At 63.7% G+C, this 22,288-nt stretch carries 21 protein-coding genes; 14 read left to right on the top strand and 7 right to left on the bottom strand.

What is annotated here, in order from left to right:
• The first annotated feature begins 31 nt into the window (after positions 1-31).
• Positions 32-736 (top strand): L-2-amino-thiazoline-4-carboxylic acid hydrolase, encoded by a 705-nt coding sequence (locus AC0L3X_RS17070; protein ID WP_063982997.1) that lies wholly within the window; start codon positions 32-34, stop codon positions 734-736.
• A gap of 197 nt (positions 737-933) precedes the next feature.
• Positions 934-1,977, top strand: a complete 1,044-nt coding sequence (locus AC0L3X_RS17065) for a medium chain dehydrogenase/reductase family protein (protein ID WP_063982998.1) — start codon at positions 934-936, stop codon at positions 1,975-1,977.
• Positions 1,978-2,226: 249 nt separating this feature from the next.
• Here the strand turns inward: AC0L3X_RS17065 and AC0L3X_RS17060 are convergent, their stop codons facing one another.
• The 4 genes from AC0L3X_RS17060 to AC0L3X_RS17045 form a co-directional block, all read right to left on the bottom strand.
• Complete coding sequence (locus AC0L3X_RS17060) at positions 2,227-3,255, bottom strand: ABC transporter permease (protein WP_063982999.1); 1,029 nt, start codon at positions 3,253-3,255, stop codon at positions 2,227-2,229.
• Between the two features lie 12 nt (positions 3,256-3,267).
• A complete protein-coding gene (locus tag AC0L3X_RS17055; protein WP_231142085.1) occupies positions 3,268-4,770 on the bottom strand; it encodes a sugar ABC transporter ATP-binding protein in 1,503 nt (500 codons plus the stop codon).
• Between the two features lie 6 nt (positions 4,771-4,776).
• Positions 4,777-5,799 carry a sugar ABC transporter substrate-binding protein gene (locus AC0L3X_RS17050; RefSeq protein ID WP_063983001.1) on the bottom strand — a complete coding sequence of 341 codons (1,023 nt, stop codon included), beginning with the start codon at positions 5,797-5,799 and terminating at the stop codon, positions 4,777-4,779.
• Between the two features lie 139 nt (positions 5,800-5,938).
• Positions 5,939-6,343 carry a globin gene (locus tag AC0L3X_RS17045; RefSeq protein WP_063986333.1) on the bottom strand — a complete coding sequence of 135 codons (405 nt, stop codon included), beginning with the start codon at positions 6,341-6,343 and terminating at the stop codon, positions 5,939-5,941.
• A gap of 498 nt (positions 6,344-6,841) precedes the next feature.
• On the opposite strand from AC0L3X_RS17045, the gene AC0L3X_RS17040 reads away from it, so the two are divergent.
• The 11 genes from AC0L3X_RS17040 (at position 6,842) to AC0L3X_RS16990 (ending at position 18,069) form a co-directional block, all read left to right on the top strand.
• Positions 6,842-7,216: a DUF2946 domain-containing protein gene (locus AC0L3X_RS17040; RefSeq protein ID WP_028155966.1), complete on the top strand. Its 375-nt coding sequence runs from the start codon at positions 6,842-6,844 to the stop codon at positions 7,214-7,216.
• A gap of 84 nt (positions 7,217-7,300) precedes the next feature.
• The gene (locus tag AC0L3X_RS17035; protein WP_283016680.1) at positions 7,301-9,706 is read left to right on the top strand and encodes a TonB-dependent receptor family protein; all 2,406 of its coding nucleotides are present in this window, start codon (positions 7,301-7,303) and stop codon (positions 9,704-9,706) included.
• Between the two features lie 26 nt (positions 9,707-9,732).
• Entirely contained in the window at positions 9,733-10,944 is a 1,212-nt protein-coding gene (locus AC0L3X_RS17030; RefSeq protein ID WP_354123704.1) for a sialidase family protein, read from the top strand.
• Positions 10,941-11,438, top strand: coding sequence for a TlpA family protein disulfide reductase (locus tag AC0L3X_RS17025; RefSeq protein WP_071913412.1), 498 nt, complete (start codon positions 10,941-10,943; stop codon positions 11,436-11,438). Before AC0L3X_RS17030 ends, AC0L3X_RS17025 begins: the two co-directional genes overlap by 4 nt.
• Before the next feature lie 28 nt (positions 11,439-11,466).
• Positions 11,467-11,988, top strand: a complete 522-nt coding sequence (locus AC0L3X_RS17020; RefSeq protein WP_063983006.1) for a copper chaperone PCu(A)C — start codon at positions 11,467-11,469, stop codon at positions 11,986-11,988.
• Positions 11,988-12,422, top strand: coding sequence for a hypothetical protein (locus AC0L3X_RS17015; protein ID WP_283016678.1), 435 nt, complete (start codon positions 11,988-11,990; stop codon positions 12,420-12,422). The genes AC0L3X_RS17020 and AC0L3X_RS17015 overlap by 1 nt, the downstream gene beginning before the upstream one ends.
• Positions 12,423-12,442: 20 nt before the next feature.
• Positions 12,443-12,964 carry a YcnI family copper-binding membrane protein gene (locus tag AC0L3X_RS17010; RefSeq protein ID WP_283016677.1) on the top strand — a complete coding sequence of 174 codons (522 nt, stop codon included), beginning with the start codon at positions 12,443-12,445 and terminating at the stop codon, positions 12,962-12,964.
• The gene (locus AC0L3X_RS17005) at positions 12,964-14,532 is read left to right on the top strand and encodes a copper resistance CopC/CopD family protein (RefSeq protein ID WP_283016676.1); all 1,569 of its coding nucleotides are present in this window, start codon (positions 12,964-12,966) and stop codon (positions 14,530-14,532) included. Before AC0L3X_RS17010 ends, AC0L3X_RS17005 begins: the two co-directional genes overlap by 1 nt.
• A gap of 151 nt (positions 14,533-14,683) precedes the next feature.
• Positions 14,684-16,003, top strand: a complete 1,320-nt coding sequence (gene proS / locus AC0L3X_RS17000) for a proline--tRNA ligase (RefSeq protein WP_283016675.1) — start codon at positions 14,684-14,686, stop codon at positions 16,001-16,003.
• 73 nt (positions 16,004-16,076) lie between these two features.
• On the top strand, positions 16,077-17,357 hold the full coding sequence (locus AC0L3X_RS16995; RefSeq protein WP_014494909.1) for a lipoprotein-releasing ABC transporter permease subunit: 1,281 nt from the start codon (positions 16,077-16,079) through the stop codon (positions 17,355-17,357).
• A gap of 7 nt (positions 17,358-17,364) precedes the next feature.
• Positions 17,365-18,069 carry an ABC transporter ATP-binding protein gene (locus tag AC0L3X_RS16990; protein ID WP_028153958.1) on the top strand — a complete coding sequence of 235 codons (705 nt, stop codon included), beginning with the start codon at positions 17,365-17,367 and terminating at the stop codon, positions 18,067-18,069.
• Positions 18,070-18,199: 130 nt separating this feature from the next.
• Here the strand turns inward: AC0L3X_RS16990 and AC0L3X_RS16985 are convergent, their stop codons facing one another.
• Entirely contained in the window at positions 18,200-19,279 is a 1,080-nt protein-coding gene (locus tag AC0L3X_RS16985; RefSeq protein ID WP_283016674.1) for an alcohol dehydrogenase catalytic domain-containing protein, read from the bottom strand.
• Positions 19,280-19,388: 109 nt separating this feature from the next.
• Here AC0L3X_RS16985 and AC0L3X_RS16980 point away from each other — a divergent pair, with 109 nt between their 5' ends.
• Positions 19,389-20,168, top strand: a complete 780-nt coding sequence (locus tag AC0L3X_RS16980) for a helix-turn-helix transcriptional regulator (protein WP_283016673.1) — start codon at positions 19,389-19,391, stop codon at positions 20,166-20,168.
• Positions 20,169-20,251: 83 nt separating this feature from the next.
• On the opposite strand, the gene AC0L3X_RS16975 is transcribed toward AC0L3X_RS16980, so the two are convergent.
• Positions 20,252-20,551, bottom strand: coding sequence for a hypothetical protein (locus tag AC0L3X_RS16975; protein ID WP_063983013.1), 300 nt, complete (start codon positions 20,549-20,551; stop codon positions 20,252-20,254).
• Between the two features lie 206 nt (positions 20,552-20,757).
• Entirely contained in the window at positions 20,758-22,191 is a 1,434-nt protein-coding gene (locus AC0L3X_RS16970; protein ID WP_283016672.1) for a DUF1254 domain-containing protein, read from the bottom strand.
• Positions 22,192-22,288 lie beyond the last annotated feature (97 nt).

Raw genomic sequence — 22,288 nt, 5'->3', positions numbered from 1 at the left:
GCCAACCCTGCAATGAGCCCTCAGGTGTCCAATGGCTGAGAACATCCATCCCTTCTACGAGACGCATCGGAGCGCCATGGAGACCGCCATGCGCGATCGGCTCGAGTTTGCCGAAGCGATGTTGCGCGAGCGCACGCATGTCACCGACATCGACGGGATCAGGCGGGAGGTGATGGACGAATTCGAGATTGTCCTCACCCAGATGCCCTATGTCGGCGGCGCGGCAAGCCGCATGAGCGATTTCTTCATGCGCCTGATGGGATTCATGGCCATCAGCCGGGTGCTACGACGACACGGCGTGCCGGTGCCTGTGATTGGCGAGATCGAGCGAGACACCTACAAGGCGCAATTGCTGACCGTATCAGAAGCGGAGCGTCTCGCCTCAGGGCGGCAATTCATGTCGCCGGAGAACCAGGACTTGCTGCGCGAGCAGGCGGCAGGGAGCGTCACAAAGGCTCATCAGGAAGAGTTTCCGGAAGACTTCGTCTACGATTTCGTAGAGCCGGGTCCGCAAGACAGCTTCGAATTCGGCATCAACTACAAGGCCTGCGGCTTCTGCAAGCTCGCAGCGCGCCACGGGGACAAGGACATCCTGCCGAACATCTGCGGCCTCGATTTCGTCGCCTACGCAGCGCGAGGCATCCGTCTGGAGCGCACACAAACATTGGCGGGCGGCGCGAGCCACTGCAATTTCCGCTTCTCGCGGCTACCGCCGGATGAGGCTTTGAACCCATAAATCGGCCGCGCTGGCGGCTCGCGAAAGTCCGCTATGCCCCGGTAGCGATCAAATTGCGCATCGCATGCTTTGAGCCAGATCAAGGTAGAACTTCAGGCCGGCCATATCCTCAATGCTTGCCGACGTGGCGATGCAAAGTAGTTTGCGGCAGTGTGTCCGTCCTTGCGCTGGATCACGACATTGCAAGGAGATCGCCGATGATGGAGCCGCGCAATCGAGTTGTTCAAGTCAGCCTCTTCGGTGATCCCAAGAGGCTGGAGGTGGTCGACGCTCCCTTGCCGACCGCCAGCCGGGGCGAGATACGGGTCCGTGTACTTGCGTCGAGCCTCAACTACACCGAGGTGTTGATCAGGCGCCATCTATACCCGCAAACGATGGGCCCCCGGCCGCCGTTCGTAATGGGCTACGACGTGGTCGGGGCAATCGACCAGCTCGGTGAAGGCGTGCACGACTTTCGGATTGGCGACCGCGTGGCCGACATGACGGTGGTCGGGTCAAACGCCGACTATCGAACGCTTCGGGCGGACGACGTGGTCCGCGTGCCGGAGGGCGTAGACGCGGCGGAGGCGGCCACGTTGATCTTGACCTGGACGACCGCGTACCAGCTTCTGCACCGCGCGGCCCGGGTCCAGCGAGGCCAGCGCGTGCTCGTGCACGGCGCCGCCGGCGCCGTCGGCCAGGCGCTGCTCATGCTCGGGAGACTGGCCGGCATCGAGCTGTGGGGCACCGCGCGCGGCGAGCACATGGCGCTCGTCCGAGAGCTAGGGGCAACGCCGATCGACTACCAGCATGAGGACTTCACGCGGGTCCTGCCGGGCGGGTTCGACGTTATCGTCGACGGCGTTGGCGAAGACGGCTATCGCCGCTCATACGCGGCGCTCAAGCCAGGCGGCCTGCTCTGTGCCATCGGTTTCTCGGCAAGCGTGCAAGCGCAGCGTCGCATGCTCCCTATCGTGATGGAGATCGCGCGCCTTTACCTGTGGAGATTGTTGCCCGGCGGCAAGCGGGCCCGGTTCTACTCGGTAAATGCCATGCGGGCGCGACATCCCACCTGGTTCAAGGAGGACTTGGAGCGTCTGTTCGGGCTTTTGGCAACTGGTGCCATCCGGCCGCGCATCGCCGAGCGGATCTCCTTCGACGAGGTCGCCGATGCTCACCGTCGCCTCGAGACTGGTGGCCTCGAGGGCAAGCTCGTGCTGTGCCCGGATCTCTCGTCGCGACACAACCAGCGCGCCGCCTGAAACGGCGCTCCAGACATGTATCCGCGGATAGATTCCTGGATTGCTTCGCTGCGCTCGCAATGACGGAGTTTGGGTCGCGGTCCTGAGCCCATCGGCCTTAAAGGCACGGCGCCATGATGACGTTGTGCTCCTGTTTTGCCCGACGTGTCAAACGTCGTTGCGGCGGGGGCTCAAGCCACCTCGCGCCAAATTCTTCAATGATTTGTACTGTGCATGGGGTTGTTTTCGCGTTTTTGTTTTGAGGGCTGCCTACTCCGCCGCTTTTTCCCTGAGCCGCTGCGCGTAGACGTTGATGACCAGCGCCGCGAGCAGGATCAGGCCGCGGATCAGGATCTTCAGGAAGCTGTCGATGTTGACGTGGTCGAGGCCGTTATTGAGGACGCCGAGAACGAAGAGCCCGACGATGGTGTTGCCGATGCCGCCGCGGCCGCCGAACAGGCTGGTACCGCCGACGACGACGGCGGCGATGGAGTCGAGCAGATAGGTGTCGAACTCGTTCTGCTGCGCGCTGCCGAAATGGGCGACGCCGAGCATGCCGCCGATCCCCGAGCACACCGCCGAGATCACCATGACGGCGCCGAGGATGAGCTTGACGTTGAGGCCGGAATATTCGGCCGCCTCGCGGTTGCCGCCTACCATGTAGACGTAGCGGCCGAAGCGCGTGTAGGTCAGCACCAGATGGCCGCCAAGCAGCATGATCGCCGCGACGATGACGATCCAGGGGATCCCGCCGATCGAGCCCGAGCCGAGCGTGGCGATCAGGCCGGGCACCTTGTAGGCGATCTGGCCGCGCACCAGCAGCGCCGAGACGCCGGCCGCGATCTGCATCATGGCCAGCGTCATGATGAAGGAGGGGATGCCGATCACGGTCAGGCCGAGCGCGTTGACGAGGCCGAGCAGCGCGCAGAGCAGGATCGACAGGATGATCGCGACCGCGCCGGGCAGGGGGATGTTGGCGATGTTGACGTAGGATTCCTGCAGCGTGAAGTAGGCGACCGCGATGCCGGTGACGTTGGCGATGCTGGCGATCGAGAGGTCGATCTCGGCGCAGAGGATCACGAAGGTGAGGCCGACCGCGATGATGCCGGTCACCGACACCTGCGTCAGGATGTTGCCGAGATTGTCCAACGTCGCGAAGGAGGGGCTGGCAAGGGCGAAGAAGGCGGAGAGGAAGATCAGGGTGAGGAACGGCGCGATGTTGCGCATCTGCGAGCGCAGGAAGGGCGCAACGCCGCGCGGCCGCTGACCCGCCGCCAAAGCCGTCTCACTGCTCGCCATGGTGCTTCTCCGTCACGCCGCTTCCAGCAGGCGGTCCTTGCTGACCGGCTCGTTCTTGAATTCCCGCACCAATGCGCCGCGCTTGAGCACGAGGATGCGGTCGGCCAGCGACAGCACCGTTTCCGGCTCGGTCGACAGCACGATGACCGCGAGCCCCTTGGCGCGGAGATCGCGGACGATGTTGATGACGTCATTCTTGGCGCCGACATCCATGCCCCGGGTCGGCTCGCACAGCACCAGCAGCTTCGGCGGATAGGTCAGCCATTTTGCCAGCGCCACCTTCTGCTGGTTGCCGCCGGAGAGCATGCCGAGGTCGAGACCGACCACCGGCGGCCTGATCTGCAACTGTTCGACCTGGCGCTTGGCGATGTCGCGCTCCTGCGCTGGCTTGAGCAGCAGCGACGAGATGCGGTCGAGAATGCTGATCGAGATGTTCTTGTAGACCGGCTCCTGATGAAACAGCATAGCGCGCCGGCTCTCCGGCACCAGCGCCACGCCGGCGCGCCGCGCCGCCGCCGTGCTGGCGAAGGTTTTTGGCTTGCCCTCGACGGCGAGCGTGCCGCCGTCCGGCTTCAGCTTGCCGAACAGGATGCGCGACAGCTCCTGCTGGCCGCAGCCCATGAAACCGTAGATGCCGAGCACCTCGCCGGCGCGCGCCTCGAAGGAGATGTCCTTCAGGCTGCGGGCCAGCGACAATTGGTCGACCTTCAGGACCACGGAGCGTTCGCTCGACCGTGGCAGCATGAGGTCATCGGTGTAGCTGTGCTCGAGCGCTTCGCCGCCGCGGCCGATCATGGCCTCGATCAGAGCGCCCTTGCTGGTCGCAGCCGCCGCGGTCTCGGCGACCTTCCGCCCGTTGCGGAACACGGTCACCGTGTCGGACACGAGCAGGATGTCCTCGATGAAATGCGAGATGAAGACGATCGCAGTGCCTTCCTCGCGCAGCCGCCGGAGCGTCGCGAACAGCCGCTCGACCTCGGGCGGGGAGAGGGCGGAGGTCGGCTCGTCCAGGATGACGATGCGGGCGCCGGAGAACAGCACCCGGGCGATCTCGATCAGCTGCTGGAGCCCGATCGGGAGGTCGCCGAGCCTGGACATCGGATCGACGTCGATGCCGAAGCGGGCGAGCTGCTCGCCGGCCTCGCGCGCCATGCGCCGCCATTGCACGAGGCCGAACCGGTTGGTCGGCTGGTTGCCCAGGAACACGTTCTCGGCGACGGTGAGATCGGGCGCGACGCTGAGCTCCTGATGCACCATGGCGATACCGGCCGCGTGTGCATCGCGGGCGGAGCGGAAATGCGTCTCCTTCCCGTCGATCAGGAAGCGGCCGGAGAATTCGCTGTGCACGCCGGCGATGATCTTCATCAGCGTGCTTTTGCCGGCGCCGTTCTCGCCGACGAGACCGTGGATCTCGCCGGGTGAGAGCGCGAAGTCGACACCACGAAGCGCCTCGACGCCGCCGAAGCTCTTCGTGATGCCTTGCAGTTCCAGGATGGGCGAACGAACCTCAGGCATGGAGGCTCAGATCAGGAAGTGATCTTCCATCCATTGCATGCCGGCGGCGTTGGCCTTGGTCACGACCGGGCCGTCGGTGATGACGTGCTTGGGAATGCCCTGTCCGCTCTTCTCGCCGCCGACGACCGCGGAAACACCCGCGATGATCGCGCCGCCGTGGATGCGGCAGGACGGATTGCGCACTGTCGCGAACATGCGGCCCTCGCTCACCGCCTGGATCGCCGGTGGCATCGCATCGACGCCGCCGATCAGGATGTTGGTGCGATTGCGCGCCTTCATGATGTTGGCGGCGGCGAGCGCCATGTCGTCATTGTGGAAGAACGCCGCGTCGATCTGCGGATATTTGGTCAGATAGGTTTCCCAGAGGCGCGCGGTTTTCGACACGTCCCAGTCGGCAGGCTGGGTGTCGAGCACCTCGATGTTCGGGAACTGCTTGACGACGGTGTTGAAGCCCTTCGCACGGCCTTGCGCCCCGGTATGGCCGAGCGCGCCCTGCGTCATGATGATCTTGCCTTTGCCGCCCATGGCGTTGCACAGCGCCTGCGTCACCGAGGCGCCCATGAACTCGTTGTCGGGGGCAAGGAAAGAGTGGACGTTGATCTGGTCGAGCGGGGCAATCAGCGTGTCCATGTCGATCACCGGCGTGCCGGCATCGATCATCTTCTGCACGGGCTGGGTGAGGGTGCCGATACCGAAGGCCTGGATCGCGACGAAGTCCCACTTTTGCGAGGCCATGTTGTCGATCGCCGCGCGCTGCTTCACCGCATCGAGCTGGCCGTCGAACCAGGTCACCTCGACATTGAACAGCTTGCCCCAGAATTCCGCCGCCTGCTTGCCCTGGGCGCACCAGGTGGCCTGGAGGCCCGCATTGGAGAAGGCCGCCTTCAGCGGCTTCTCGGATCGTCCGACCTCGGCTGCAAGGGCGGGGTTTATACCCATGCTGCCGAGAAGGGCAGTCGCGGCGCCGGCGGTCGCCGCCGCCTGAAGAAGATCGCGCCTCGTCGTCGAGAAATCTTTCGTCCCGGACATCGCTCGCTCCCATAAAATTTTCGTCGGCGCGTCATTGATTGCGCGACCGATGTCCGAAAGTCTCTCACAAGAGTTCCTGCCACTCAATCTGCAATCGATCGCGAGATCGCCGCAGCTCGTGTTGGTGCAGCGCAAAGCGTCAGGCCGGAATAGTGGCGAAGGCGTCGATCTCGACGAGCAGCTGGTCCCAGGCCTGTGCGATTTCCGGCGACCATTCGTCGCCGAGGAGGTCGCGCAGCGCATCCCTGATGACGGCGAAGAACGCGATGAACAGCTCGCGCGGGGTGCCGTAGCCATCGTGCGAGGCGACCTCGCAGGCGATCAGCCTGAAATGGCCCCGACGCTCACCGGCGAAGTCGAGGATCGCCTCGATCGTCAGCGCAAGCATTGATCCCATCACCAGCTCGCTGCCCTGCGAGCGGAACATGGTCTGCGTTTCGGGATGCTGTTCGAACAGCCGTTGGTAGACGAGCGGCGTGAGATCCGCGCAGCGCGAGGCTGCGAGTTCGAAGCTGTTTTCGATTGGATTAGAGGGAGCGCTCATCGGCATCGAAGCCATGCGGGCAAAAGAAGCCTTGCGGGCAAAAAAAGAGCGGGGCCCTAGCCCCGCTCGAAAATTGTGTCGACCCTATTATCCCCGATTCTAAGATTTGCTCTTGATTGACGGGGCGACGCTGCGTTTTGCGCGCCAGGGGCTCCTCCCGAGACTTGGACCACCAGACTTCGACCTCGCGGCCAGCCTGAGCAAAAGGGATGCTAGATCAACTTTTCTCACTTGTCATCATTTTCGGCAACGATTGTTCAAAATTAGAGCAGCTGACGAAATGATCGGGCTGTTTGCCCCGTAAGCATATGACAAATATAAGAAATCTGTGGACGAGGCGGGTTGCCGGACTGCCTCAAATGCCGGACGTCCCATCCCGTGGGGCGGCAGGAGCACAGTTTTCGAGAAATTTGCGCTGCGCCAAGAAGCCGGCGGAACTGACCTCGACTCAGGTCTCGGCGAGGTGTTTAGTTCGTAGGCGAACGAATGGCTCGGCGGATGCGCGCACGGCTGCAAAAATTCCTACCCCTGGTCCTGCTCGCTTTGGCGATGCAGGTGCTGGCGCCGATTGCCGCCTGTCTGGCGGCCGGCCAGGCCGTGGCCGATCCGTTGTCTGCCGGCGTCATCTGCCACAGCGCCAGCGAGCAGGGCGGTCTGAACGACCAGACCGGCGCGCCGACCGCACATGGCGCCGCGTGCGCGCTGTGCTGCCTGGCGCAGGCAGGCGCATCGCTCGATTCGCCGCCGCACGTTGCACTCGCCATTCCCTTCCGCCACGCCGCGCGCGTGGTGTGGCATGCGGCGGATGTATCCGCCGTCGCGATCCATAAGGGCACAAGCGCCCAGGCGCGCGCACCACCTCAATTTTCCTGACGACCCTCGTGATTGCCGCGGTCCGTCCGCTGGCGATCGATGCTGTCGAAGGGCCGGAGAGAAAGCCGGCGTCAGGAATGCCCCATGTTACGTTGTCATGCCCGCCGTGGCGTGAGCGTCGTCGCGGTCCAGGCCGCGCTGCTTGCGTCGTCGAGCGGAGTCTTTGCCCAAAGCACGAACACGGAGCTGCCGGCGGTGACCGTTGAGGCGCCGCAGACTGCCCGTGCCAAACCAGTCACCCGGCCTTCGCAACCGCGATCCGCTTCGGCCGGCCGCGTAGCGAGGCCCGTTTCGCCGAGTGCGAGCGTCGGCGCGTCGACCCCAAACCGGGCCGTGACGGCCAGCGCGGCGCGAGACGGTCTCAATCAGGCGCCAACCGGCCAGACCGAGACGACCATCTATCGCAGCCAGTTCGACAACCGGCCGGCGGTTACCGTGGCCGACGTGCTGCGCGAGAGCCCCGGCATATCGGTGAAGCAGGGCAACGGACCCCGCGATATCGGCATCTCGATCCGCGGCTCCAACGCCCGCAATGGCTTCGGCATCCGCAATCTCGTGATCTTCGACGACGGTTTTCCGGTGACGCAGCCGGACGGCCTGTCGCGCAGTGACCTGATCGATCCGCGCGCCTATGCCGCCATCGACGTGATCCGCGGCCCCTCGTCGGCGCTCTACGGCAATTACGCGACCGGCGGCGCGCTCAATTTCCGCACACGGCCGGGCGGCGCGATCGACGGCGTCGAATATGGCGTCGACGGCGGCAGCTACGGCTATCTCAACAATTATCTCGCGGCCGGCAAAAAGGTCGGGAACTTCGAGGGCTCGCTGTTCGCAAGCGACACGCGAGGCGACGGCTATATCGGCAATAGCTGGTTCAATACGCAGACCGTCAACTTCCTCGGCACGCTCAAGGCGACGCCGGACGATCGTTTCACGGTCAAGATCATCAACAACGATCTCAGCACGCGGCTGCCGATCCGGCAGTCGCTGAACCAGTACTATCAAAACCCTTTCCAGCAGGGCTGTGCGACCGGCGTCTCGGCCGCCGCCGGATGCGGCACGGTCACACTGTTCAACAACGGCTTCAATGCAACCGCTGGAACCGACAAGGAGACGGCCGTGCAGGCCGGGCTTGGCCGCAACGACCGCCGCACCATCGTCGGCGGCCGCTGGGAGCACGATTTCGACAACACCACGACCTGGCGCAACCAGTTCGTGTTCGACGACAGGAACATCAATCAGCCGACCGGCACGACCAGCGCGATCGGAGATTTTCCCTCGTACAATTTCATGAGCGACGTCACCAAGCGGGGCGAGATTCTCGGCCTGGAATCGACCACGTTCTTCGGTGCCTTCTACAACACCCTGACGGCCTCGAGCGACACGCGGAACGTCATGCCGGGGGGCAATGCCACACTCGGCAGTCTGTCGAGCAATCTTTATAGCCAGACGACCAATTACGGCGTTCGCGCGCGGGAAGAGCTCAAGCTGACGACATCCTTGACGGCTGTCGCAGGCATCGGCTGGGAAACTACCGTTCTCAAGGGGATCAACACTGCGTATGCGTACGCTGGCCCCACTGGCATTACCACGACGACGCTGACGACCGCGGACAGGCAATTCCAGAACACTGCGCCTGAACTAGCGTTGCTCTATACGGTGAACAACGAGTGGGTGCTCAGGGGGCGGGTTGCTACGGGGTACGGCACTCCGCAGGTTTCGAACCTGTTTGTCCTGCCGAGTGGGCTGTCGGGCAACAATACCCAGCTCCAGGCTCAGAAAAATCTGGGCTACGACCTCGGTTTCGACTGGACACCGAACAACACGCTCAAAGTCAGCGCGACGGGCTTCTACGAGTTCTTCCGCGACGAACTTGTATCGCAGGCAACACCTGTCAATTCACCTAACCCGAGCTACACGTTCAACGCGCCGCGCTCGGAGCATCGCGGCATCGAGCTTGCGGCCGATTGGAAGTTCTATCCGGGCTGGAGGTTCATGGCGGCGTACACCTACCTCGACGAGGTCTATACCGAGTATGTCGAGAACATCACCAATGGCGCAGTGTTCAGCTTCAACCGGGCCGGCAACAAGATCCCCGGCATTTCGCCCAACGAGCTGACAGCCCGCGTTGGCTACGACGAGTTTGCGGGGCCACTGGCAGGTCTCGGTGGCTTTGTTGAGGTCCAGTGGAAGGACTCCTTCTACATGGACAATGCAAATCTGTTGAAGGCGCCGGGTTATGAGCTGGTCAATCTGAACGTCCACTACAAGACCGATCTGGTGTCCGACACTTTCAGATCCCTGAACCTGTTCCTCGAAGTCAGGAATGTTTTCGACCGCACCTACGTCGCGTCGGCAAACAACATCGCCAATACGGTGACGGCGGCCGGCCTTCAAAATCCTGCGAGCGTGCTCGCAAACACGACGGGATCGATCTACGCGGGCTCGCCGCGCCTGTTCGTTGCGGGTATGAAGGTGGCATTCAGATGATCCGGGCTCTCGAAGGGAATAGGGCCATGGTCCGAAGTGGCTTGCTTGGGATAGTCGCTCTTGCATTCCTGCAAGGGGCGGCGCTCGCGCAGATGCACGGCCAACATGCCTCCGAAGCGGCGTGCGAGGAGCCGACGCTGCGCTGCGCAACCAAGGTGACGCCCGCATTCGGACCGGACGGAACGCTGTGGCTGGCCTGGATGGCGGGCGGGCAGGTGTCGGTTGCGAGTTCGCCGGATGCGGGGCGCAGTTTCTCGGCGCCCACCCAGGTCACGACGAAGCGGCTGAACCTTGATTGGGGACCGGATGCGCGGCCTAAGATCGTGGTCGACCGCAAGGGCGGCATCGCGCTCGCATTTTCGATCTTCAGGGATGAGGCCTTCAACGGACAGGTGCTCTACACGCGATCCAGCGACGGCGGGAAGAGCTTTGCGGAGCTGAGGCCCATCACCGCCAACAATGAGAGCCAGCGCTTTGAGGCGCTGGCGCTCGATCAGGACGGAACGGTCTTTGCGGCATGGCTGGACAAGCGCAATCGCGTTCCCGCGAAGGAGGCGGGACGGAGGTACGAGGGAGCGGGGCTGTTCTTCGCCTCGTCGCGCGATGGCGGCGCCACCTACGCGGAGGCGAAGCTTGCGCGTGACAACACTTGCGAATGCTGCCGGTTGGGGCTGACATTCGCGGCGCCCGGGCGGCCGGCCGTGATCTTCAGAAATATCTTCGAGGGCGGCGTGCGCGATCACGCGGTCATGACCTTCGCCGACGTCTCGACGCCGGGGGAAATCCATCGGGTCAGCAATGACGACTGGCAGATCAACGCCTGCCCGCATCACGGACCGAGCCTCACCGTTGCGCCGAACGGGACCTATCACGTCGCCTGGTACACGAACGGCAAGGCGCGCAAGGGACTGTTCTACGCCCACTCGCGCGACGAAGGCCGCACCTTCTCTGCACCCATGGCGCTGGGGCAGCCGGGCCGCAATCCGACGCGTCCTTACGTGCTCGCAAGTGCTGTGGGAACGGTGATGGTCTGGAAGGAGTTCGACGGCGAGAAGACCTCGGTCCAGATGATGATTTCCCGCGACGATGGCGAAAGCTGGTCGCCGCCGAAGACGATATCGAGCACGACCGACACATCCGATCATCCCTTGCTCGTTTCCAATGGCCAACAGGTCTATTTGTCATGGATGACGAAAGCGGATGGCTATCGGCTCACAGCAATCGAGGACCAGCCATGAGACGTCGATTTGCAGGCATTCTGGGTCTGGGTCTCCTGATCGCGTCAACGGCTACGCTGGGAGCAGCGCCGGCCCTGAAACCGTTCGAGCGCGGCACCTGGCAAGGCGTCCTTAGGGGTCATGCGGGCCGCCCGACGCTCGTGCATTTCTGGGGCGTGACCTGCGGGCCCTGCAAGGTCGAGCTGCCGCTGCTCGGGCAGTTTGCGAAGGACCATCCCGGGATCGACGTGGTCACGATCAGCGCCGATCTCGTGCCGAACTTGCCGGCGGCAACGCAGTCGATGCTTGACAAGGCGGGGCTGTCGTCGACCGAGAACTTCATCTTCAACGACGGTTTTGTCGAGCGTTTGAGGTTCGAGATCGACCCCGCCTGGCAGGGCGACATTCCCCGGACCATGCTCATCTCCCGCGACGGGACAATCACGACGATCGAAGGCTCGGCCGAGATGGCCGATCTCGAAAAATGGTCGGGCCAACAGCTCGCCACACACTGAAATTCAATCTGCAAACGGGAATACCGATATGAAGACCATGTTGAAAGATGTGCTGCTCGCAGCGTTCGCTCTCGCACTCTGCGCAGCACCAGCGGCGGCCGAGGACGTCAAGGCCGGCGATCTCGTCATCTCGCAGGCCTGGAGCCGGGCGACGCCGGGCGGCGCCAAGGTCGCCGGCGGCTATCTCACCATCGAGAACAAGGGGACAACGGCGGACAGGCTGGTCAGCGTTTCCGCCGACATCGCGGGGAAGACCGAGGTCCATGAGATGGCGATGGACAACGGTGTGATGAAGATGCGTCCGCTCGACAAGGGGCTCGTGATCGATGCCGGCAAGACGGTGAAGCTCGCGCCCGGCGGCAATCATCTGATGCTCCAGGAGCTGAAGGGTCCGTTCAAGCAGGGTGACAAGGTACCGGTGACGCTGGAATTCGAGAAGGCCGGCAAGGTCGCCGTCTCCCTCGACGTCCAGGGCGTCGGTGCGCAGGCGCCCGGTGACGGCGGGCACATGATGAAGAAAATGCCGGATCATTCGGGAATGAAGATGTGATGAAACAGATCAAGTCTCCGATGACCTCGCGTCGATCCCTCACAGGCCTTGCGCTCGCGATGGCTGCGTTGCTGTCGGTTGCCGCCACACCGCTTGCGGCGGCGACGGACGACGACAGCTTTTTCACGCACCTGCACACCGAGAAGGCCATGGCCAATGTCACGGTCTCGCCGGGCCGCGCCGGCCCGGTCGAGATCGCCATCCAGCTCGAAACCACGGACGAGACGCCACTCACGGCCAAAGCCGTGTCGGTGACGCTCGTGGACACGCAGTCCGGCCGGAAGCTCGCGCCGGTCGAGGCTTCGCGCGACGGCGAGGACGGCTGGCACGTGAAGGTCGCGCAATTGACGCCCGGACGCTGGATGCTGGGTCTCGGAATTTCGATCTCCGAGGCCGATCATGTCAACGTGGAATCGCCGATCCTGATCAAATGACGAAGTCGAAGGGGCCAAACATGTCGAAGAAATCCTGCCTGTTCCTGATCGCCGCCGCGCTGGCCGTGCCGCCTGCATCGGCGCATATCACGCTCGAGACCAAGCAGGCGACGGTTGGTTCCTACTACAAGGCCGTCTTCGCCGTGCCTCACGGCTGCGCGGGTTCGCCCACGGTGAAGATCAGGGTGCAGATTCCGGAAGGCGTGATTGCGGTGAAGCCGATGCCGAAGGCGGGCTGGAGCGTCGATGTCGTCGAAGGCAAGTACGCCAATGAATACGACTATCACGGCAACAAGCTTGCCTCCGGCGTCAGGGAGGTCGCCTGGTCCGGCGGCAAGCTGCCGGACCACAATTACGACGAGTTCGTCATCAGCAGCTTCCTGACAGACAGCCTGAAGCCGAACACGACGCTGTATTTCCCTGTCGTCCAGGAGTGCGAGACCGGCGTCAGCCGCTGGATCGAGATCCCGGCGGACGGGGCAGGGCATTCGCATGAGGGCAAGTCGCCGGCACCGGGCGTGAAGCTCCTGCCAAAGCCCTGATGCGCTTTCTCGCCGCGCTCGCGACGCTCCTCTGCGTTGTCGGCTTCACGACCGGCGCGTCTGCGCATGCGGCGCTGGTCGCAGTCGAACCGACGAGCGGCAGCATGCTTGCGAGCGCGCCGAAGGCGGTGGAGCTGCGCTTCAACGAGGCGGTGACGCCTGGTGCAATCCGCTTGATCGACGGCGCGGGCAGGGCGCGGGACGATGCGCGCGTCAGCGCGTCGGGCGAAACGATCTCGGTCGTGATGCCGCCAGACCTGCCGCAGGGCACTGCGGTCGTCAGCTACCGCGTGATCTCGCAGGACGGCCATCCCGTCGCGGGATCGGTGATCTTCTCGATCGGCATGCCGACGGGGACGCAACCTCCCGCCAATGCCGATCGCGGGTTGAACGTGCTGATCTGGCTTGCGCGGGTCGGTCTTTATCTCGGGCTGTTCGTCGGTGTCGGAGGCGTGTTCTTTGCGCGCTGGGTTGCGTGGTCGACGACGGGCATGACCGTTCCACGCGTAGCGCTCGCCATCGGCATTCCGAGCGCCGCTGTCTCTCTCGGGGTGTTAGGCTTGGATCTTCTCGGGCTGCCGCCAGCGGCTCTCGCGACGGCCGCCCCCTGGAAAGTCGCGTTCGCGACCAGTGCCGGCCCCGCGCTGCTGGTTGCGATTGCTGCGATGCTGTTCGCGTTGATGGCGCTGCGCAGCGCATGGTACGCGCGCGCTCTTGCGATCATCGCGCTGGTCGGCGTCGGCCTGTCGCTTGCCATGACCGGGCACGCCGCAACGGCCCCGCCGGAGGCTTTGACCCGGCCGGCGATCTTTCTCCACGGCCTCGGCGTCACCATCTGGATCGGTGCTCTCGCGCCGCTGGTCGCGCTGGTGTCGAAGCCGACGACTGCGACGCTCCCCGTCGTGAACCGCTTTTCCCGCATCGCTGCGCTGGCGGTCGGCGTGCTGGCCTTGACCGGCCTCGCACTCGCGATCGTTCAACTCGAAAAGCCGGTCGCGCTGGTCGAGACCCGCTACGGACTCATCCTCTCGATCAAGCTTGCATTGGTCACGGGGTTGCTGGCCCTTGCCGCGCTCAATCGGTTCAGGCTGACACCGGCCCTGGCCCTGGCCCGGGACGAGACAGGGACGCCCGCGCTCAAGCGCTCGATCCTGCTGGAAGGCGCGATCGCACTCGCCATCCTTGCCGTCGTCGCCGGCTGGCGCTTCACCCCGCCGCCGCGGACGATCATTCCCGAGACGCCTTTGGCGATCCACATCCACAGCGACAAGGCGATGTTCCAGGTTCTGGTGTCTCCTGGGAAACCCGGCGTCGACGATTTCGTGCTCCAGCTCATGACCGGCGAGGCCACGCCGCTGATCGCGAAGGAGGTGACGCTGACCCTGAGCCTGCCGGAGCGCGGCATCGAGCCGATGGAGCGGGGCGCCTCGCTCGAGCCGGACGGCTACTGGCACGTGCGCAAGGTCGAGCTTCCCTTCGCGGGCCGCTGGCATGTGCGGATCGACGCGCTGGTGACCGATTTCGAGAAGGTCACGCTGGAGGACGAGCTCGATCTGGGGCTACCTTAAAGCGCGCCGGTGCAGTTCATGCTGAACCTGAAGGCAACGGAAAAATGACAGGAATTTCGTCGCCTTAGCGGCTTTTCCTCATTCCCGGTCTTGTGTTTTCGTTCCCAATCCGCTTTCACTGCAGGCGATCACTGATTCCCAGAGTATTGCCATGCGGCTGTCGCGATTCTTTCTGCCCATCCTGAAGGAAAATCCGAAAGAGGCGGAGATCGTCTCGCATCGGCTGATGCTGCGCGCCGGCATGATCCGGCAGGAGGCGGCCGGTATCTATGCCTGGCTGCCGCTTGGCTTCCGCGTGCTGAAGAAGATCGAGCAGATCGTGCGCGAGGAGCAGGACCGCTCCGGCGCGCTGGAACTGTTGATGCCGACGCTCCAGCTGGCCGACCTCTGGCGCGAGAGCGGCCGTTACGACGCCTACGGCCCGGAAATGCTGCGCATCGCCGACCGCCACAAGCGTGAGCTGCTGTACGGGCCGACCAACGAGGAAATGATCACCGAGATCTTCCGCGCCTACGTCAAGTCCTACAAGAACCTGCCGCTCAACCTTTATCATATCCAATGGAAATTCCGCGACGAGCAGCGTCCGCGTTTCGGCGTGATGCGTGGCCGCGAGTTCCTGATGAAGGACGCCTATTCCTTCGACCTCAACGAGGCGGCTGCGCGGATCTCCTACAACAAGATGTTCGTCGCCTATTTGCGCACCTTCGCGCGGATGGGGCTGAAGGCGATCCCGATGCGCGCCGAGACCGGCCCGATCGGCGGCGATCTCAGCCACGAGTTCATCGTACTTGCGGAGACCGGTGAATCCGGCGTTTTCATCAATCGCGACGTGCTGGACCTGCCGGTGCCGGGCGAGGACGTCGACTATGACAGCGACCTGACACCAATCATCAAGCAATGGACCTCGGTCTATGCGGCGACGGAAGACGTGCACGACGCCGCGCGCTTCGAGCAGGAAGTGCCTGCGGACAAGCGGGTGAACACCCGCGGCATCGAGGTCGGGCAGATCTTCTATTTCGGCACGAAGTATTCCGATGCGATGAAGGCACTGGTTGCGGGCCCCGACGGTGTCGATGTGCCGATCCATGGCGGCTCCTACGGCGTCGGCGTCTCGCGCCTGCTGGGCGCCATCATCGAGGCCTGCCATGACGATGCCGGCATCAAATGGCCGGAGGCGGTGGCCCCGTTCCGCGTGTCGATTCTCAACCTCAAGCAGGGCGATGCCGCGGTCGATGCGGCCTGCGAGAAGCTCTACGCCGAGCTCACCGCCAAGGGCGTCGACGTGCTCTACGACGACACCGACCAGCGCGCCGGCGCCAAATTCGCCGCCGCCGACCTGATCGGCATCCCCTGGCAGATCATGATCGGGCCGAAGGGCCTCGCCGAAGGCAAGGTCGAGATCAAGAAGCGCAGTGACGGCTCCCGCGAGACGATGTCGCCTGCGGACGCGGTCGCCCGGCTGGTCGGCTGAATATTGTTCATCGCGCGATATCGCGGCCGCCAATCCGGCCACAATTGACCCCGAATCATGGGATTATCGAGCGATGGATGAGACCATGACCGAGACCAAGCAAACCGCGCCTTTTGCGCCATTCGAGTGGATGCTGTCGGCGCGCTATCTGCGGGCGCGCCGCAAGGAGGGATTCATCTCGGTCATCGCCGGGTTCTCCTTCCTCGGCATCATGCTCGGCGTGGCGACGCTGATCATCGTCATGGCGGTCATGAACGGCTTCCGCAAAGAGCTGCTCGACAAGATTTTGGGCCTCAACGGCCACATCCTGGTGCAGCCGCTGGAATCGCCGCTGACCGACTGGAAGGACGTCGCCGACCGCCTCAGCCAGGTCCAGGGCATCCGGCTGGCAGCGCCCGTGGTCGACGGCCAGGCGCTGGCGTCCTCGCCGTGGAACGCCTCGGGCGTCCTGGTGCGCGGCATCCGCTCCGACGACCTCAACAACCTCACCTCGATCGCCAAGAACATCAAGCAGGGCTCGCTCGAGGGCTTTGACGACGGGCAGGGGGTCGCGATCGGCCGGCGCCTGGCCGACCAGCTCTCGTTGCATGCCGGCGACAGCGTGACGCTGGTGGCGCCGAAGGGCGCGGTCACCCCGATGGGCACGACGCCGCGCATAAAACCCTACAAGATCGTGGCGGTGTTCGAGATCGGCATGTCCGAATACGATCTCGGCTTCGTGTTCATGCCTCTGGCTGAAGCTCAGGCCTATTTCAACCGCAGCAACGACGTCACCTCGATCGAGGTGTTCACCACCAACCCCGACAAGATCGACGCCTTCCGCAAGGCGGTGACGGAGGCCGCGGGCCGGCCGGTGTTCCTGGTCGACTGGCGGCAGCGCAACTCGACCTTCTTCAACGCGCTCCAGGTCGAGCGCAACGTGATGTTCCTGATCCTGACCATGATCGTGCTGGTCGCCGCGCTCAACATCGTCTCCGGCCTGATCATGCTGGTGAAGGACAAGGGCAGCGACATCGCGATCCTGCGCACGATGGGCGCCTCGCAAGGCTCGATCATGCGCGTCTTCCTGATCACGGGCGCCTCGATCGGCGTGGTCGGGACGCTGGTCGGCTTCTTTGTCGGCCTCGTGATCTGCCTCAACATCGAGTCCATCAGGCAATTCCTGTCCTGGCTGACCAGCACCGAGCTGTTCTCGCCGGAGCTCTACTTCCTGTCGAAGCTGCCCGCCGAGATCGACGTCGGCGAGACCACGGCGGTCGTCATCATGGCGCTGACGCTGTCGTTCCTTGCGACGCTGTACCCGTCGTGGCGCGCCGCGCGCCTCGATCCCGTCGAAGCGCTGCGGTACGAGTGAGGGGCTGATGGAGAGCCAGCAGGGGGCGGAAGATGTACCGGTCATTTATCTCCACGAGATAAAGCGGCAGTACTTGCAGGGCGAGGTGCCGCTGACGATCCTCGACAACGCCAAGCTCGCGCTGTGGGCCGGGCAATCGGTGGCGCTGGTCGCACCGTCGGGCTCGGGCAAATCGACGTTGCTGCACATCGCAGGGCTGCTTGAGGCGCCCGATTCCGGCGAGGTCTACGTCAACGGCGCGCCGACCTCGCAGCTGCCCGACATCGAGCGTACCCAGCTCCGCCGCACCGATATCGGCTTCGTCTACCAGTCGCACCGGCTGCTGCCGGAGTTCTCGGCGCTCGAGAACGTGATGATGCCGCAGATGATCCGCGGCCTGAAGAAGTCGGAGAGCGTCAAGCGCGCCAAGGAGATCCTTGGCTATCTCGGCCTCGGCGACCGCATCACCCATCGGCCCGCGGAACTGTCGGGCGGCGAGCAGCAGCGCGTCGCGATTGCGCGCGCGGTCGCCAACGCGCCGCGCGTGCTGTTCGCGGACGAGCCGACCGGCAACCTCGATCCGCACACGGCCGATCACGTCTTCCAGGCCCTGATGCAGCTGGTCAAGGCGACCAAGGTCTCCATGCTGATCGCGACCCACAACATGGAGCTCGCCGGCCGCATGGACCGGCGCGTGTCGCTGTCGAACGGCCAGGTCGTCGAGCTCGAATAATAAAAACTGCGAAAATAACCCCATGCACAGTAGCCGGCCCGGGCCGGCTGCGATCGGGGTGACGCCTTTCAGCCATTTGACATGTCGGACCTATCGGCTGCGACGGCGCATCGCCGCAGCGGAGGGGCCGTTACGGCCTGATCACCGTCAATTTGAACGGTCCCGCATTGGCCGCGGCGTGTTCCACCGCCTCGTTGACGTGGTCGAGGTCGAAATCCGTCGTCGCGTATTCGTCGAGCCGCAACAATCCCGCGCGCACCAGTGCGATCAGGCGGCTCGCTGCATCCGGCGGATACATCCAGACGCCGTGGATGCTGATGCAGTTGCGCATGATCCAGGGGTAGGGCAGATCGAGGCCCGCGCCGCCCGCCATGCCGACGCCGCCCATCAGCACGACGCGGCCGTAAGCGCGTACCGTCATGATCGCCGCGCGTACGACGGTCGTGCTGACCGAGGGCGGCATGATGTCGAACACGCAATCGATCGGCCCCGGTGCGGCGCGCTTCATGCTTTCGCAGTCGTCGCTCTCGTTGCCGGTGAGTTTCACCGGCTTCACCCGATCGCCGAAGCGGCGGACGAGGTCGGCCAAAATCCTGTCGTTGCGACCGGGCGCGACCACGCAGGCCGCGCCCATCGCAAGCGCGACCGAGACGGCCGCGCTGCCGAAATTGCCGGTGGCGCCGCTTACCAGCACGGTCTCGCCGGGCTGAAGGTTGGCGGCGAGGAAGCCGCCATAGGGCACCAGCAGCGTGCCCAGCGCGCACCATTGCGTGGCTTCCGCGGACGTGATCGCGCCAAGCCGCTTCACATTCTCGGTCGGCACGCGCATCCGCTCGGCATAGGAGCCGTGGCGAAAATGCCGTTGCAGACGCATACCGCCGGGGCCGGCGGCCGTGAGCCCTTGCAGGGCGATATCGGGCGCCACGATGTCATCGCGCGAACGCACCGTCGGGTCGCAGAACACCCAGTCGCCAACGGCGAGCTTGGTCGCGTCCGGGCCGATCGCGCGCACCCGGCCGATGCCGCCGGGACCCGGGATGATCGGCAGGTCGAGCGCGTAGTTTCGTTCGCCGCTGAAAACCTCGTTCATGTAGGACAGGACGCGCGTGGCGACGACGTCGACGATGACCTCGCCGGTGCCGAGCACCGGCTCCGGCACATTCTCGATCACCAGCGGCGATCCGAAGGATTTGAGTATTGCAGCTTTCATGATGTTCACCTCAAAGTAGGGTGAAAAGGCATATGCGCCGCCCTGGAAAGGTCAGGAAGGCCTGGTATTATCCTAGTATTACAAAGGCCCTCTATCGGAGCACAACATCATGGCCGACCCGCGCCGCATCGAATTCGGCGACTTCCTGCGGTCCCGCCGCGAAAAGCTGACGCCGAAGACGGTCGGTCTTCCCACGGGCAGCCGCCGGCGCACCGCGGGCCTGCGCCGCGAGGAGGTCGCCCAGCTCGCCGGCATCGGTGTCGACTGGTACATCCGTCTCGAGCAGGGCCGCACCGTCAGCCCCTCGATCACCACCGTCGATGCGTTGGCGCGCGCACTTCGCCTCAGCAAGACCGAGCACGCGCACCTGAAGGCCCTGGCGCGCGACGGCGACAGGCGCACCTTCACGCGCGAGATCGTGCCGCCGCCGATCCTGCGGCTGATCGAGAGCCTGCCGCATCCGGCCTATATCACCGGGCGGCGCTGGGACGTGCTGGCCTGGAACGAGGCCGCCGAGCAGGTCTTTGCGTTCGGCCGGTTGCCGGAGGAGGATCGCAACACGATGCTCCTGATGATGACCAACAAGCAGACGCGCAAGGCTTACGGCGCGGGCTGGGCGGAGGTCGCCAAGCGCATGGTCGCGATGTTTCGCGCCACCCACGACGTCTGGGCCGGCGATCCCGCCTTTGCGGAGTTGCTGACACGGCTGCGGCAGGGCAGCCCGGAATTCGTCAAATGGTGGGAAGCCCACGAGATACGCAGCACCGCCTCGGGCCTCAAGACGATGTCTCATCCAACTCTGGGCGTGCTCCATTTCGAGCACACGAGTTTTCAGGCCAACGACGATCCCGCGCTGAAGCTCGTGATCTATACGCCGGTCGGGGCGTAGAACGCAGTCATCAGATCGGGAAGGCCACCGGCATATGTCCGGCGGCCTCCGCGCTTATTGTGGTTTGCGGGGCGGCGCCCCGACTAGAGATCGATGCTGACGGCGATGTTGCGGCCCTGCAGTTCGGCAATCTTCATTCCATCAGCCTGCAGCTGCGCGAACTCCGGGTCCTTTGCCACGGCCTCCTGCACCTTGCCGTAGACTTCCCAATTGGAGTAGCGCGTCGTAACCAGCAACTCTCCTGCCCAGTGACCGGTGTGGAAACGGGAGAGCCGAAGAAACTCGGCACCGTGTTTTTCAAAGATTTTCTTCGCCTGCCGGATGATCTGGACCGTTTCCTCGACCTTGTCGGTTTTGAAGCGAGTAAATTGAACGATCGGCATGGGCTACCTCCATAGCTGTGTAAACTGTCCAAGAGGCATGTATCGAGCGACGTTTGAGGAGCGAACCTCCCGTTCGATCTCGATGAAGGTTCGTCTTCGGCGGCGTGATCCTGGTTCAGGCTTCGCGAGCGGAATCAACTCTGCCCCTTCTCGGGCGCTTTAAATGCGCCGCGCGTGCCTTGCCCAGCCGGGCTCCCTTGGCATTGTCATTGCTGCCGGCCAACGGTTTCACTATCGACCCGCTTGATGGCGGGTGGATTCCACACGCCGGTCAATGCCTCCGACTTTGGCGCATAAAGACGCATGGTGAGGTTGAACGGGCTTTTGTGCGCGGGCAGCCAGTTGGCTTCGCGATCGCCGCCCGGATTGTCATTCTGGACGTAGAGCGTGAGCGATCCGTCGGCGTCGCGCTTGAACGGCATCCAGCTGCTCACCGCAAAGCGATTGAGTGGATTGGCAACCTGGAAGCCTTCATCGTCATACAGGGTGATTGACCAGAATGCCTCGACCGGCGGCACCGCGTCCTTGGCAAAGCGGACGATGTATTTGTTTGCGCCGTCGAGCGGCTTGCCGTTTTCATCGCCAACACTGTTCGGGTAGATCGCGTCCTCCGGCAGATTAGCGCCGAGTCCGAGCTGCGCGACGATCGCGCGCTTCAAGTAGTAGTTCCCGTAAACGCCCATCGTGTCCGTGTTCATGGACCAGTGATTTGCGACGCGTGCCAGCGTTGGGATTTTCCATGCCATCAGTTTTTGCGCCTGAGCCGGCGCATCCTCGATAGCTTTCCGTACCGTGGCATCGGCTTTGGTCATATCGAAGTTCTTGCCCGGTTCGAGACCTATCCGCGCCATGCGCGCGATGATCGGCTCATCTGTGATGTGTGGCGGGTGGACTTTGGATAGCTCCGCCGCATAGGCAAAAAACTTATCGCCTGCCATCGTGTCGACTTGCAGCTTCGGCGGCGTCTTGACGTCAACGTTGGGATCGATGGTCTGTGTCACGGCGACCGGGGGCTTACCCCATCCAGATAGCGGTGTGATCTTGTACCCCTTCTGTACCTCGTGAACCGCAGCATAGTCGGCAGGACCATCGGTCTTGGTGCGGCCGATGATCCAGACATAAGGCGTCGGCGCGTCGATACGCGCGAAGCCCGCCGGCACGTTTCCGTTCCAGCCCGGCGGCACGACCAGGAAATTCGCTGCCTTGGTGCCTGTCGTACGCCATCCCGGCGACGCGAACACATCGGTCCACATGTCGAGCATCGGCAGCAGGTAGTAGCGGCCACCGGTATCAGGAACCGAAACGACCATGGGTTCGCGGGTTAGGTCGAGCCAGGCGCTCGAATACAGCGTGTCGAAATTGGGCCGCACCACCGCCTTCATGTCTGCGGTCGGGTAGGCCTGGATATTGTCGAACGTGTTGGGAGGGCCGCCTATTGCCGCAGTTTTGGGATCGGAATTGATGAGCTGCTTGCGCGTCAGGTCCATCGTCACAAGCGGATAGAAGTAAACATACGCCTCTGCAGCGATCGCTTGTGCCTCTTCCGCAGAAATCGATTGAGCGGCGCTCGGGGTCGATGTCGATACGATGAGACTCAAACCCGACAGGATCGCAGCAAGCGACAACAGATGCTTTTGCATAAGGGTACTCCTGAAAATTCGCTGCATTGGCCGAGTGGGGCGATGTAGTGCCCCACTGCGGGTGTTTTCCTATCTCCTTCCAACTCAGGCAAAGGAG

This window comes from Bradyrhizobium sp. MI1.7, assembly GCF_055811795.1.
This window is presented reverse-complemented; position numbering and strand designations above follow the sequence as displayed.

What these genes read in the sequence shown, in the direction of transcription:
- AC0L3X_RS17070 (WP_063982997.1), top strand. Translation starts at nt 32, where the DNA reads ATGGCTGAGAACATCCATCCCTTCTACGAGACGCATCGGAGCGCCATG.
- AC0L3X_RS16985 (WP_283016674.1), bottom strand. Translation starts at nt 19,279, where the DNA reads ATGAAAGCTGCAATACTCAAATCCTTCGGATCGCCGCTGGTGATCGAG.
- AC0L3X_RS17020 (WP_063983006.1), top strand. Translation starts at nt 11,467, where the DNA reads ATGAAGACCATGTTGAAAGATGTGCTGCTCGCAGCGTTCGCTCTCGCA.
- AC0L3X_RS17035 (WP_283016680.1), top strand. Translation starts at nt 7,301, where the DNA reads ATGTTACGTTGTCATGCCCGCCGTGGCGTGAGCGTCGTCGCGGTCCAG.
- AC0L3X_RS17025 (WP_071913412.1), top strand. Translation starts at nt 10,941, where the DNA reads ATGAGACGTCGATTTGCAGGCATTCTGGGTCTGGGTCTCCTGATCGCG.
- AC0L3X_RS17040 (WP_028155966.1), top strand. Translation starts at nt 6,842, where the DNA reads ATGCGCGCACGGCTGCAAAAATTCCTACCCCTGGTCCTGCTCGCTTTG.
- AC0L3X_RS17060 (WP_063982999.1), bottom strand. Translation starts at nt 3,255, where the DNA reads ATGGCGAGCAGTGAGACGGCTTTGGCGGCGGGTCAGCGGCCGCGCGGC.
- AC0L3X_RS17010 (WP_283016677.1), top strand. Translation starts at nt 12,443, where the DNA reads ATGTCGAAGAAATCCTGCCTGTTCCTGATCGCCGCCGCGCTGGCCGTG.
- AC0L3X_RS16980 (WP_283016673.1), top strand. Translation starts at nt 19,389, where the DNA reads ATGGCCGACCCGCGCCGCATCGAATTCGGCGACTTCCTGCGGTCCCGC.
- AC0L3X_RS17030 (WP_354123704.1), top strand. Translation starts at nt 9,733, where the DNA reads ATGGTCCGAAGTGGCTTGCTTGGGATAGTCGCTCTTGCATTCCTGCAA.
- AC0L3X_RS16995 (WP_014494909.1), top strand. Translation starts at nt 16,077, where the DNA reads ATGGATGAGACCATGACCGAGACCAAGCAAACCGCGCCTTTTGCGCCA.
- AC0L3X_RS17015 (WP_283016678.1), top strand. Translation starts at nt 11,988, where the DNA reads ATGAAACAGATCAAGTCTCCGATGACCTCGCGTCGATCCCTCACAGGC.
- AC0L3X_RS16970 (WP_283016672.1), bottom strand. Translation starts at nt 22,191, where the DNA reads ATGCAAAAGCATCTGTTGTCGCTTGCTGCGATCCTGTCGGGTTTGAGT.
- AC0L3X_RS17065 (WP_063982998.1), top strand. Translation starts at nt 934, where the DNA reads ATGATGGAGCCGCGCAATCGAGTTGTTCAAGTCAGCCTCTTCGGTGAT.
- AC0L3X_RS17045 (WP_063986333.1), bottom strand. Translation starts at nt 6,343, where the DNA reads ATGAGCGCTCCCTCTAATCCAATCGAAAACAGCTTCGAACTCGCAGCC.
- AC0L3X_RS17050 (WP_063983001.1), bottom strand. Translation starts at nt 5,799, where the DNA reads ATGTCCGGGACGAAAGATTTCTCGACGACGAGGCGCGATCTTCTTCAG.
- AC0L3X_RS16990 (WP_028153958.1), top strand. Translation starts at nt 17,365, where the DNA reads ATGGAGAGCCAGCAGGGGGCGGAAGATGTACCGGTCATTTATCTCCAC.
- proS (WP_283016675.1), top strand. Translation starts at nt 14,684, where the DNA reads ATGCGGCTGTCGCGATTCTTTCTGCCCATCCTGAAGGAAAATCCGAAA.
- AC0L3X_RS16975 (WP_063983013.1), bottom strand. Translation starts at nt 20,551, where the DNA reads ATGCCGATCGTTCAATTTACTCGCTTCAAAACCGACAAGGTCGAGGAA.
- AC0L3X_RS17055 (WP_231142085.1), bottom strand. Translation starts at nt 4,770, where the DNA reads ATGCCTGAGGTTCGTTCGCCCATCCTGGAACTGCAAGGCATCACGAAG.
- AC0L3X_RS17005 (WP_283016676.1), top strand. Translation starts at nt 12,964, where the DNA reads ATGCGCTTTCTCGCCGCGCTCGCGACGCTCCTCTGCGTTGTCGGCTTC.